This window comes from Chitinivorax tropicus (assembly GCF_014202905.1).
Lineage (GTDB): Bacteria > Pseudomonadota > Gammaproteobacteria > Burkholderiales > SCOH01 > Chitinivorax > Chitinivorax tropicus.
In genome coordinates this window covers 36864-48675 of record NZ_JACHHY010000008.1, presented here as the reverse complement: position 1 = coordinate 48675, position 11812 = coordinate 36864, and the positions used below count along the sequence as shown (strand labels likewise).

At 56.7% G+C, this 11812-nt stretch carries 17 protein-coding genes; 8 read left to right on the top strand and 9 right to left on the bottom strand.

The features are described from left to right. Positions 1-22 precede the first annotated feature (22 nt). From HNQ59_RS07760 to HNQ59_RS07725, 8 genes are all read left to right on the top strand, one after another. Positions 23-808: an enoyl-CoA hydratase/isomerase family protein gene (locus HNQ59_RS07760; protein ID WP_184037400.1), complete on the top strand. Its 786-nt coding sequence runs from the start codon at positions 23-25 to the stop codon at positions 806-808. Positions 809-866: 58 nt separating this feature from the next. Continuing rightward, positions 867-1277 carry a MerR family transcriptional regulator gene (locus HNQ59_RS07755; RefSeq protein WP_184037397.1) on the top strand — a complete coding sequence of 137 codons (411 nt, stop codon included), beginning with the start codon at positions 867-869 and terminating at the stop codon, positions 1275-1277. Continuing rightward, positions 1274-1681, top strand: coding sequence for a carboxymuconolactone decarboxylase family protein (locus HNQ59_RS07750; protein WP_184037394.1), 408 nt, complete (start codon positions 1274-1276; stop codon positions 1679-1681). The genes HNQ59_RS07755 and HNQ59_RS07750 overlap by 4 nt, the downstream gene beginning before the upstream one ends. A gap of 165 nt (positions 1682-1846) precedes the next feature. Continuing rightward, complete coding sequence (locus HNQ59_RS07745; protein ID WP_184037392.1) at positions 1847-2254, top strand: PAAR domain-containing protein; 408 nt, start codon at positions 1847-1849, stop codon at positions 2252-2254. Then, the gene (locus tag HNQ59_RS07740; protein WP_184037389.1) at positions 2251-2745 is read left to right on the top strand and encodes a DUF4123 domain-containing protein; all 495 of its coding nucleotides are present in this window, start codon (positions 2251-2253) and stop codon (positions 2743-2745) included. The genes HNQ59_RS07745 and HNQ59_RS07740 overlap by 4 nt, the downstream gene beginning before the upstream one ends. Then, a complete protein-coding gene (locus HNQ59_RS07735) occupies positions 2738-3073 on the top strand; it encodes a hypothetical protein (protein WP_184037386.1) in 336 nt (111 codons plus the stop codon). Before HNQ59_RS07740 ends, HNQ59_RS07735 begins: the two co-directional genes overlap by 8 nt. Then, entirely contained in the window at positions 3073-3672 is a 600-nt protein-coding gene (locus HNQ59_RS07730; RefSeq protein ID WP_184037383.1) for a Tox-REase-5 domain-containing protein, read from the top strand. The genes HNQ59_RS07735 and HNQ59_RS07730 overlap by 1 nt, the downstream gene beginning before the upstream one ends. Continuing rightward, complete coding sequence (locus HNQ59_RS07725; protein WP_184037380.1) at positions 3669-4415, top strand: immunity 52 family protein; 747 nt, start codon at positions 3669-3671, stop codon at positions 4413-4415. Before HNQ59_RS07730 ends, HNQ59_RS07725 begins: the two co-directional genes overlap by 4 nt. 142 nt (positions 4416-4557) lie before the next feature. Here HNQ59_RS07725 and HNQ59_RS07720 read toward each other — a convergent pair whose 3' ends face one another. The 9 genes from HNQ59_RS07720 to HNQ59_RS07680 form a co-directional block, all read right to left on the bottom strand. Continuing rightward, positions 4558-4854, bottom strand: a complete 297-nt coding sequence (locus tag HNQ59_RS07720; protein WP_184037378.1) for a hypothetical protein — start codon at positions 4852-4854, stop codon at positions 4558-4560. Beyond that, entirely contained in the window at positions 4851-5231 is a 381-nt protein-coding gene (locus HNQ59_RS07715; protein ID WP_184037375.1) for a phage holin family protein, read from the bottom strand. The genes HNQ59_RS07720 and HNQ59_RS07715 overlap by 4 nt, the downstream gene beginning before the upstream one ends. An 8-nt stretch (positions 5232-5239) precedes the next feature. Beyond that, positions 5240-5551 (bottom strand): ElaB/YgaM/YqjD family protein, encoded by a 312-nt coding sequence (locus tag HNQ59_RS07710; protein WP_184037372.1) that lies wholly within the window; start codon positions 5549-5551, stop codon positions 5240-5242. A gap of 108 nt (positions 5552-5659) precedes the next feature. Continuing rightward, a complete protein-coding gene (locus tag HNQ59_RS07705; RefSeq protein WP_184037369.1) occupies positions 5660-6685 on the bottom strand; it encodes a DUF2804 domain-containing protein in 1026 nt (341 codons plus the stop codon). A 113-nt stretch (positions 6686-6798) separates the two neighbouring features. Continuing rightward, positions 6799-7932, bottom strand: coding sequence for an ABC transporter permease (locus HNQ59_RS07700; RefSeq protein ID WP_184037366.1), 1134 nt, complete (start codon positions 7930-7932; stop codon positions 6799-6801). Positions 7933-7937: 5 nt separating this feature from the next. Continuing rightward, on the bottom strand, positions 7938-8861 hold the full coding sequence (locus HNQ59_RS07695; protein WP_184037363.1) for an ABC transporter ATP-binding protein: 924 nt from the start codon (positions 8859-8861) through the stop codon (positions 7938-7940). 1 nt (position 8862) lies between these two features. Further along, positions 8863-9825 carry an HlyD family secretion protein gene (locus HNQ59_RS07690; RefSeq protein ID WP_184037360.1) on the bottom strand — a complete coding sequence of 321 codons (963 nt, stop codon included), beginning with the start codon at positions 9823-9825 and terminating at the stop codon, positions 8863-8865. A gap of 11 nt (positions 9826-9836) precedes the next feature. After that, on the bottom strand, positions 9837-10379 hold the full coding sequence (locus tag HNQ59_RS07685) for a TetR/AcrR family transcriptional regulator (RefSeq protein ID WP_184037357.1): 543 nt from the start codon (positions 10377-10379) through the stop codon (positions 9837-9839). Between the two features lie 157 nt (positions 10380-10536). Continuing rightward, on the bottom strand, positions 10537-11808 hold the full coding sequence (locus tag HNQ59_RS07680; protein WP_184037354.1) for a glutamate-5-semialdehyde dehydrogenase: 1272 nt from the start codon (positions 11806-11808) through the stop codon (positions 10537-10539). Between the last annotated feature and the right edge of the window lie 4 nt (positions 11809-11812).

The window sequence follows — 11812 nt, the reverse complement described above, 5'->3', positions numbered from 1 at the left end:
ATGCTGGACAAGGGAGATTCGGATGTCACAGACGAGTTGGGTGTCGTATCGCGTCAAAGAGCGCATCGCTACCATTACGCTCAATCGACCAGATGCATTGAACGCCATGAATAGGGATGTACTGCAGCAATTGGCGGGCTGCCTGGATCAAGCCAAAGCGGATGGCGACGCCGATGCAGTCGTGATCACCGCCGTAGGCGACAAGGTGTTTTCAGCCGGGGCGGATATCAAATTCCTCAATCGTGCATCTGCATTACAGGTGCGTGAGCTGGCGGAAATGGCCACCACGGTGACCCACAAGATCGAGAACCTCGGCAAGGTAGTCATTGCCGCCATCAATGGCCACGCCTTGGGCGGCGGGCTGGAAATCGCTGAAGCCTGCATGCTGCGAGTTGCAGCATCGGGCGCGCTGCTGGGCCACCCAGAGGTCAAGATTGGCGCAGTCGCCGGGTTTGGCGGCACCACCAGGCTACCCAGGCTGATCGGCAAAGGCCGGGCGGCAGACATGCTCCTGACTGGCCGATTGGTGACTGCAGAGGAAGCTTTGTCCATGGGGCTGGTGAATCGTGTTGTCCCCTTTACCAGGTTGATGGACGAAACCCATGCCTTGCTCCAGGACATCCTCTCCCAATCCCCACAAGCGGTGAAGCTGACATGGGAAGCGCTCCATCGTGGGCTGGATCTGCCCATCGATGCCTCCGCCCAGCTGGGCGCGGACTACTTCGGCCTGGCGGCATCAACGGAAGATTTCAGAATCGGCACATCGGCATTCATAAACAAAACCCAAGCGTCCTTCATCGGTAAATGAACAGACCTGGGCATGTTGGCATGCACCGCTTGACTTCGAGTAAGCTCTAAGTCCTAACATGGGCAACGTGACCACCAACACCTTATCCATCAGCGAGCTTGCCAAGCTCAGCGGCCTGTCAGCCCACACGCTGCGCTTCTATGAAACAGAAGGCATTCTGCAACCGGTGCGGCGGGCAAAAAATGGCCATCGGCAGTATTGCCGCAACGACGTGCTGTGGTTGGAGTTTGTCCTTCGACTCAAACTCACTGGCATGCCACTTGCAGAGATCAAGCAATACGCTTTACTGCGGATGCAAGGCGAGACAACGTTGGAATCGCGGCTTGCGATGCTCAAGCTCCATCAACAGCGCCTGGTCACCAAGATCAATGAACTTTCCACGTGTGCTGGCATGCTTGACGAGAAAATCCGAACTTATCAGACCCTCATCGACAACGTGACAGCGCCAGCCCCCAAGGTGGCCAAATGAATCAAACGCCAGACCCGGTTGAAACCACTCGCTACGAGCGCGGGTGGGCAAAGTTACGCGAAATAGATGGTGAGGCAGGGGAGCGCGTCATCGCATCCCTTGCTGATATAGCACCTGATTTCGCCAGATATCTGATTGAATTTCCATTTGGTGACATCTATTCGCGCCCCCAGCTAGGACTGAAAGCCAGGGAAATCGGCGTAGTAGCCGCCCTGACAGCACTGGGCAATGCCACACCGCAACTGAAAGTCCATATCCAAGGTGCGCTGAATGTCGGTTGCACCAAAGAAGAGATAGTCGAGATCATCATGCAGATGGCGGTCTACGCAGGATTTCCAGCTGCCCTGAATGGCTTGTATGCAGCCAAGGAAGTCTTTGCGACACATCAGCCCGCAGCTACCTGAAATGCATCGATGGTGGCCCACGCCACCATCTCTTCCACATATTGGCCTGACCACCTCCCCTTAACAAAACACCACATCTAACCGTCGCCATTCACCTCGAATTGCAGATTTGGGGATATAGCAGTTGCCCTTATAGACTGTTGTCATTCAAATAGGGAGCAAGGAATGATCCCGCTGATCGTATTGGGTGACAAAACCACACATGGGGGAACGGTCATCACCGCCGACACCACCAGTGACATCAATGGTAAGCCCATGGCCCGGGTAGGCGACATGGTGGTCTGCCCGCTGTGCAAAGGTGTATTTCCCATCACAACCGGCTCGCCGGACTATCTCGATCCGCAAGGCAATGGCTACGCCCGGCACAATGATGAAACGGCATGCGGTGCCAAACTCATCGCCTCACAAACCCTGGTCGGCTGGCGGAACCCATCCACACTCGGGCAGGATACAGGCGGCCCCCCACCCGACATCGCGAAACAGGCCATCGCGACCACGACAGACTCGGGTCTTTGCCTGGATTGCCTACTTAAAGCCACCCAAAGTGGCAGCGCCTTGGTGATCCGCGAATGAACTTTGACGTCCTGCAACGCCTGCAATCATTACAGACCCAGCGACCATATCTTTTCCTCTACGCACTGGTTGATGGCGCACAATACCAAACCGAATTCAACCAGCCATTGGCACCGAGGCCAGGCCATATCGCGCTGTTTGATGGCACACCTGACGCTCCGCTGGCCCACGCAGGCCCCTGGCTGATTGACCCACAGCAACTTGACGAATCCGAGCGTGCCGAGCTCATCCACTTTGAGCAAGCCACCCCCGGCATCATCTGGCTGATCGCCCTCGCGGATCTACATGGACTGGCCGATCTGCTACGGCTGCGGATGGATGCCCGATTGCCAGACGGGCGCAAAGCACTGCTACGGTTTTGGGACCCACGCGTCTTGACGGGATTGGTCAACATCCTGCAGCCAGCGCAACGAGAAACACTATTTGGAGAGATCGAAGAGTGGCATTTCATGCACCAAGGGCAACGCGTATGGATAGGACGGCATGCTTGAGCTGAATCTGGAACAATGGCAAGCACTACAGCGCCTGGATGCAGGGCAATTCGTAGCAGCGGTCGCCGCACAATTCCAGGCGCAGCGACCTGATTCAGACCGCACAACAGTACAGACCCGCATGCAGGCGGCACACGATTATGCGACCAAGGCAGGCTTCACCAGCACGCCACACATCATCCGCCTGCTGTATCTGGCCACCGACGCCCCTCATATTCATGACGACCCCGTGGTGGACAGCTACCTACGCAAACCAGGCGCCACCCCAGAACAACGGCTGGATGACCTGGATGCCGTGATCAACGCACACCTGAAAAGGAAAGCCTGATGGCAGCCCTGGCCTTACCATTCATTGAATTGGTCGCAACACGCGTCCTGATTGCCCTGGGGGTCATCGCCACCGGCGCGGCAGCGAGCGACGCCATCGAGCAGGCGCGAAAGCGGCAAGAAGAGGCCGAACAAGCCAAATCCTCCCCCATCGCCAAGACCGATGCCAAGACCAAAGAGCAAGAGCGGTGCAAGGAATGCCCACCTAACCAAGGTAAACCGTTCCAACGAAATTTTCCGGAACGGAAGCCTTGGGTGGACTATCAAGTGCGCATCGGCGGCATGTCAAATGGTGCCACCTTCATCATTGAATGGGATATCGGTGGTGTCAGATTTGATGGTTTTGTCTCAGCGGAATGCCTGCTGAAAGAAGCCAAGGCCGCATATGATCAATTCTTTGATGAATATGGTCGGCCAAAACGGTGGTGGGTACATAACATCAATGAAATGATGCGGGAAATCAGCAGCCAAAGCATCGCGGCATCACCGAGGCCACCTGTTCGTCTTGAATGGTTCTGGCAACAACCGATCAGCCATCGTTATTTCTCCAGTCTCCTGCGGCGAATAGCCCCTGACATACCTCATCACTATGAACCATGAAAACACCACCACCGAACATTGAACTTACTGCACAGTTTAGAGTGGACTTAGAACACCCACCAGTACTTGCGGATGATCTCACTTGCGCTTTCATGCTCCAACAGCACCTGAGTCAGTACTCGCCCAAGCTGGTTGAGTGGTATTTAGGTGGCAATAGTCAGGAAGATGCCTTGCGTTACTCGGCGTTTGATGAAAATGGGCCAACCAAAGCAATCGAGGCAGTACTTACCGCACAATTTCGTAAACAAAAAAACATATTTCCGATGCGTGGGTTTGGATTGTGGAATGGTGAAGACAGCACAAGTGGAGCCAGCCTCAATCTATTCATTCAGGAAACCCAGCGACCAAGCGATGTTCGGTTTGAAACCGACATAAGTGATTTCTTAAATTATCAGTGTGTACTGAATACCATGCTGAAAATGGTTGACATCTGGCAACCGCTATTTGCATCTGCTGCACCAGCTTTTTATGGTGAGAAGGCCGTTTTCAAAGACCGCCCTGGCGTTGGCTGGATGCTCTATCTACCCAAGGTATTGACTGCACAACAGGTGCCTGAGGCGCGTGCGCTGGTGCCGGTCATGGGGAAAAATGAAAAGGGTCAAGACCAGCAGATCGGTACTATCATCGTCAGTGTCACTGACGAGCCGTTCTCCAGCGAGAACGCAGAACACGTCAAGACCGCCAATGCCATCGAGATCCGACTGGTTGATCAAGACCTGTTACCACGCTATGCCGACCTTTGAAAACACCCGCAAACGATATAGCAAGCCAAGCGCCCCTCAGCACAAGGGCTGGGTGATCTGGATGCGGTGATGGTTCCAACTCCACGCAATGTCTGCACAAAGCTGCAAATAAAGAATTCCCACAGCCATGCGCTACGATCAGTCAGCGTTGGCAGTATTTCCTGAGTACCCCTGCTATCTTCCAGGCGGTTAATACAATAGGCAGGAGTTTCAGCCAGCTTGTCACACGCCCCTGGCCGACCATGGGGGCCAGTAGGGGTAGTAGCTTGAGTGGGTTTTTCAGCCAGCTGATCCAGGTGCTGGCGGTGTTGGCTTGTTTGAAGGGTCGCTGGAGTTGTTTGATGTGTGCGGCCATTTCCAGGCGATAGGCGTCTGCTTGCAGCTGCAGCAACAGTTTGCGGGTCTGGCGGATTTTGTGCTGGTTGGCTGCGGTGCTCATCGCGACAGGATCTTCCTGTTCTTGTTGATTTCGTCCAAGGTGGCCGCAAAGGGCCTGGGGCTGTTGGCATAGGTTCGCCAAGCGCGATGTAGGCTGATCCCCCCCAATACGAGGTAGGTGATGGTCAAACCGCAGGCGGTGACTATGCGCCATTCAGGGCGAACCATCACCAGGATGGCTACCGTCAATGTCCCCAGGAACAGTAACAATGCGCCGGCCCCGATCAAGCCCAGCACCAGCGCTCTCAATAGCCGCTCTCGCTCTTCTTCAAGCTCCAGGCTGAACAGCTCAAGGTGTACGTGCAGCAGCCCCAGTGTGCTGTTCGCCAAGCCTTTCAACGGGCCTGGCGCGGCTTTGTCGTGATCTGCGTCCAGCATTCGTCCGGTCAGCGCCGTGAAACCAGCAGCCCTAACAGAAAACCCACACCAGCGGCGATGCCCACCGCCTGCCAGGGGTGCTCGTGGACATATTCGTCGGTGGCTTTGGCTGCGGCCTTGGTTTTTTCGGCAACCAGCCGTTCGGCCTCCAGCAGTTTGGTTTTTGCGCTACGTAGATTGGCCATGACCTTTTCCCGCACCGCTGCCGCTTGTTCGCTGGTGTCTGATTGCACCTCTTTCAGCATCGCTTCTGTATCGGTCAGTACATCGCGCAGATCATCAATCAGTGCTTCATTGTCCAAACGGGTGTCGCCAGCCATGATAAATCTCCAAGAAGACGGAAAAGCCATGTTCTTTATTATTGGACACTTTTTTGTATCAGTTCGCAAACATATTGGCTTTCGCGTACACATGCCGCACTGACTGGGTTACCAGCGAGATAGATGATCCTCCGTGACACCAACCAGTTGGTTGACCTGACGCCCTGGCGCATCAGGGTGGGCTTTGACGATGCCGCTGAATGTCCCGATGGGTTGAATATAGTAGCTGGCTGCGATCATGAGGTTCTTGCTCTCCTGGCGCGCGCCCTCGGGCTCAAAGACCAGATCCAACAAGCCATCATCTGTGCGTACCTGCCATGGCATCATGGGGTAGCGAGGATCGAATTCAAACTCGGCCCGCCCCAGTGGAATCAGCTGTCCATCCAGCCATAACACGTTTTCGTGGTTGCCAAAATAGCCCTGCTGTAGATTGAATCCGATGTCTGGCGCATGAGCAGAGGCCCAGCGCCACTGGGTTTCACGGGCGAGCAGTCCATTGGAGTAGTCCAGGCTGGCCACGCCAGCATCCAGTACGAAGCGTTGCCCACCCGCCTGCGCAACGCCATTGACCTTCAGTGCGCTGGTCTTTTGTGTAGCGTGAGCGCACCCACCTTGGGTGATCGGGCCGATCGCCAGTAGCGGTGCTGCTGAATCATGCAGGCTGATTTCGGCATCGATCTGAAAGCCAGACTTGGTCCACAGGCTCAACTGATAACGAGCGCCCCCCCGGTGCTCAAAGCGCATGGCGCCGCGAGTATGTTTGAACCAGCTCAACGTACCCGCACCGGGTCTATTGCTGACTTTGGCAGTCAACCCTGGGATACCGTCTTGAGAGAATTGACCGATGAGCTGCTTCGATTGCCGGTCAAATAAGTAGGCAAATGCAGTATTCGTCCATCCCACATCGACAATCGCCAAGCCGATGAAGCATTGCTCAGTGGCAATGGCGACATATTGCCACCGTTTATGGTGCACCTTGCGCCAGACCGCTGATCGGCGGTACTCCCCCGCCAGCCCTTGCCAGTTGATATGATCGATCCAACCTGCATATCGCCCCGCCACAGGAGCGCCAGCCTGTACAACCTGCCTGGGCGGTGCGGACAGCATCGAGACGGCTTCCATCGGTACGGACATACCTGCTCTCCTCTTCTTGTTGTACGGCACATACTAACATCGCCAATTGTCGAATCGGAGAATCTCTGACCAAGTAGTGCTTTCACTGGGATGAAAGCACATCATGTGGATGCCTAATCCAATGTCTTGCGGAATGTCTTCAAGCCGATCGCCAGCACCACACACATGAACAGCAGGATCGGCCAGATATGCGGGTAGAGCAGTGGCAAATCGTTTCCTTTCAATAATATGCCGCGCACCAATACCAGAAAATGTGTCAGCGGCAGGCAGTTGCCGATCACCTGCGCCCATTGCGGCATCCCCCGGAACGGGAACATGAAACCCGACAACAGAATGGACGGCAGGAAGAAAAAGAAGGTCATCTGCATCGCTTGCAGTTGGTTTTTGGCTACTGAGCTGAAGGTGATCCCCAATGTCAGGTTGGCGCAGATGAACAGCACCACCACCGTATACAGTAAACCCAGGCTCCCCAGCATCGGCACATTGAAGATCCACTTGGCGGCAAGCAGGATCAGTGTCACCTGCACCAACCCGATCAGGATGTAGGGGATGATCTTGCCGGTCATCACCTCCATCGGGGTGGCGGGGGTGGCCAGCAGGTTTTCAAAGGTGCCCCGTTCGCGTTCACGCGTCATTGCCAGCCCGGTCATCAGCACCATGGTCATGGTCAGGATGACACCGATCAACCCTGGCACAATGTTGTGAGCGGTCACCCCTTCTGGGTTGTAAAGACGATGGACACGGACATCCATCAAGGGTTTGATGGCAGGACGAAAACCCGGCAGATCCGGGGTGAAGACATCTTCGTTCAGCTGATTCAGCACAGCCAGTGCCCCATTGGCCGCTACCGGGTCGGTTGCATCGGCCTCCATCAGAATGCTTGGGCGCTCTCCACGCAGCAGCGCGCGCTGAAAACCCACTGGGAAGGTGATGACAAATTGTGCATCTCCTCTTCGCAATGCCTGCTCTGCTTCATGCTCGGTTGCAACAGTGTGAGTAATATGGAAATAGTTGCTGTTTTGCATGGCTGCCAGGTACGCCCTGGAGAAAGGGCTGGGCTCGGCCATCACGACCACGGTGGGTAGGTGCCTGGGGTCGTTGTTGATCGCAAAACCAAACAGCGCCACCTGCACCAAAGGAATGCCGACGATCATGCCGAAGGTCAGTCGATCCCGCCGGATCTGGATGAATTCCTTGATCACGATCCCCAGCCAACGGTGCCAAGCCATACGTCGCAGATTGAACATGTTGCTCATCCTTGAAATGGGTCGCGTGCATCTCGCATCAAATGGATGAATGCGTCTTCCAGTGAGGGGGGCGCCGCTTGCAGATTCAAGCCATGGGCCTGGCAGAACTGCGCCAATTGCGCCGACAGTAGACGAGCATCCTGCCCGCTGACATGCAATGTCAGACCAAATGTCGCCACTTGCTCAACACCAGGCAAGGCAAGTAAAGCAGACGATACCGCTGGATCATGCACACCATTCACCACCCAGGTATGCAGCCGCTGGGCGGCGATCACCTCCTCAGCCGTGCCTGCCGCCAGCAGGCTGCCATATGCTAGATAAGCCAGCCGATGGCAGCGCTCGGCTTCATCCATGTAGTGGGTCGATACCAGAATGGTGATACCCGCTGCGGACAGTCGATGGATCTCCTCCCAGAAATCACGACGGGCTTTGGGGTCGACACCGGCGGTCGGCTCATCCAGCAGCAACAGTCGTGGCCGGTGCAATAGGCATGCGGCCAGCGACAGCCGCTGCTTCCAGCCGCCAGAGAGCGTGCCCGCCAGCTGGCTGCGCCGACCAGCGAGCCCCAACTCGACCAATGCTGCGTCAACTGCCTGTTGGCGGTTGGGCATTCCGAACATGCGGGCAACGAATTCCAGATTTTCGGCAATGGTCAGGTCATCCCACAGCGAGAATTTCTGGGTCATATAACCTACCTGACGTTTGATGTCGGCACTTTGCCGGATCACGTCATAGCCCAGGCAGATCCCCTGGCCGCTGTCGGGCGTCAACAACCCACACAGCATGCGGATCGAGGTGGTCTTACCGCTTCCATTGGGGCCGAGAAAGCCAAAGATCTCACCTTGCCGTACCTGTAACGACAAATCGCGAACGACATGTTTATCGCCAAAGCGTTTGTTCAGACCGCTGACATCAATGGCCAGAGTCATGTCAGCCTCTCGCCCGCTCGATCTCAACCGGCAAGCCTGGGCGAAGCAACTTTGCCTGGCCGGAGGGGCGGGGCTCGGCCTCTACTCGGAACACCAATTTGGCGCGGCTGTCACGACTATAGATCACCGGCGGGGTGAACTCCGGCTGGGCTGCGATGAAACGCACCACGGCTTGGATCGGCTCTTTGCAGCCATCACAGCGCACCCGGATCGACATACCAGGCTGAACCGTCGCCAATTGCGGCTCGGGCACGTAAAAGCGGATCTTACGCCTGTCGTCGGGCAACAGACTCACAACCGGCTGACCAGCTGGCACCCACTCACCAACCTGGAAATAGGTTTCGGTGATCTCACCAGTTGCGGGGGCCAGTGCGGTTTTCCTGCCCATCTGCCATTGCCGCTGGGTGGTCACCGCGTTGGCCGCAGCCGTTTCGGCCTCGGCTGCGCGCACTTCGTCCGACCGCCCAATCGCCAGCCGATAGGCCGCCAGTTGTGCGCGCATATTGGTGACCTGCGCCAGATCACGATCACGCGCTGTCCGTGCCTCATCCAATGCGGTAGAAGATATGAACCCGCCGTCTGCCAGCTGCTGTTGCTGTTTCAAGCGGGTTTCCGACAGCTTCAGCGCCACCGATGCCGCTTGCAGCTGTGCCTGCAAACCAGCGATCTCCTGCTCGCGACGAGGTGATTTCAGATTGTCCAGACGCCCCGCTGCCGCTTGCTCACGGGCCTGGGCCTCTGTCACGGCGGCTTTTTCCAGGTCTGCTTCCAATTGGAACACTGGCTGTCCCATCCCGACACGGCTGCCGCGAGGTGCGCCCAGCTGCTGTAGGTAGCCCGCCACGGGTGCGGCAACATAGACATACTCGCCTTCGATATAACCCTGCCAGGGAACATCGGCAGGTGCATCACAAGCAGCCAGCACTAGGATCGGCAGGAGACGGCAACAAGTGGAAAGTCGCATGACAAGGCTCCTCACACGGATGGGGTAAGGCACTGGATCAGCCTCTCCAGGCCGCTTCGCAAGTCCGCCGCCGATTCATCATTCAACCTGGCCTGATGCATGATGGCCAGGCCGACCATCGTGGCATGGAACAACAACACATCCTCTGTACCAGCCCTTAGCCCAGCCACCTGCAGCAGCATTGGCATGGCCTGGCGGGCGTGGCAGATCAGACGATCCAGCGACAGGCGGATGGCTGGGTCGCTATCTGCTGCGGCGATCAAGCCGACAATGACACGTGGTGGCACGCCTTCCAGCATCACATGCAAGATCAGTTCCTGCAGTGTCTTGCCATTCGGGGCCTGGGTGAGCTGTGCGGCAGCTTGCACCAACAAACTGTCCACTGTGTATTCGGCAATGGCAATGAGCAGGTCGGTCCGGGTTGGGAAGTAATAGGTCAGGTGGCTTTGCTTGACCCCGGCCTGTGCTGCAACCTGCGGCTGAGTCAGCGCAGCAAAGCCTCGCGTCTTCAATAATGTGACCCCGGCTTCCAGCAGACGTGTCTTGACACTCATAACGACGCTCTCCGACTGAATGTTTGGTAAAAATACCAAATATTGGTAAACATACCAAACCAAACCGATGAGTGGCATCTACAGTATTGGGCATCCCCACAAACAAAACAGCCCGACATACTGTCGGGCTGTTTACCTGGGCGGAATGCAGGACGGTTTATGTCCGTACCTGGCCATCCCCCAGCACGATCCATTTCTGACTGGTCAGACCATGCAGGCCAACCGGCCCCCGAGCGTGGATCTTGTCAGTCGAGATGCCGATTTCCGCACCCAAGCCGTATTCAAAGCCATCGGCAAAGCGCGTCGATGCATTCACCATGACCGAGGCTGAATCCACCTCGCGCAGGAATTGGCGGGCTCGGGAGTAGTCTTCTGTGACGATAGCATCGGTGTGCTGCGAGCCATAGCTGTTGATGTGGTCAATGGCGGCGTCCAGGCCGCTGACAATGCGGATCGACAACACCGGCGCAAGGTATTCGGTGCGCCAATCCTCTTCGGTCGCCTCTTTCAACCAACCAAAGCCCGCTTGCTGCATCAGGTTCCGGGTTGCAGCGCAACAGCGTAGCTCCACTCCTTTGTCGGTGTAGATACGGCCCAGCTCAGGCAGTACCTGCGAAGCGATACCCGCTGCCACCAGTAATGTCTCCATCGTGTTGCAGGTGCCATAGCGATGGGTCTTGGCGTTGTCCGCAATTCTGATGGCCTTCTCGATATCAGCCTTGTCGTCGATATAGACATGGCAGATGCCATCCAGATGCTTGATCACCGGCACCCGCGCTTCATTGGAAATGCGCTCGATCAACCCCTTGCCACCCCGTGGCACGATCACATCGACATAATCGCGCATGGTGATCAGCTCGCCCACGGCGGCACGATCCGTGGTTTCGACAACTTGTACCGCTGCTTCCGGCAAACCCGCCTGCATCAGCCCTTCACGCACGCAGGCAGCAATGGCCCGATTCGACTCAATGGCCTCAGAGCCCCCCCGCAGAATGGCCGCATTGCCTGCTTTCAGGCACAATGCAGCTGCGTCCGCCGTGACATTGGGGCGGGCTTCATAGATGATCCCGATGACACCCAGTGGTACACGCATCTTACCCAGTTGAATGCCGCTGGGGCGGTAATTCATCTCGCTGATCTCCCCCACCGGATCTGGCAAATTGGCAACCTGGCGCAACCCCTCAGCCATGCTGGCAACGGTTTTGGCCGTGAGGGTCAAACGATCCAGCAACGCGGCATCCAGGCCGTTTTCACGGGCACGGGCCACGTCCCGCTCGTTGGCGGCCAGCAGCACGTCGCGCTCCCGCTCGATGGCGTCGGCAATGGCCAGCAAGGCCTGGTTTTTCAGATGAGTATCCGCCTTGGCCAATGCGCGTGCGGCGGTACGTGCAGATCGCCCGATCTGCTGCATATAGTCTTTGATTTCCATCACC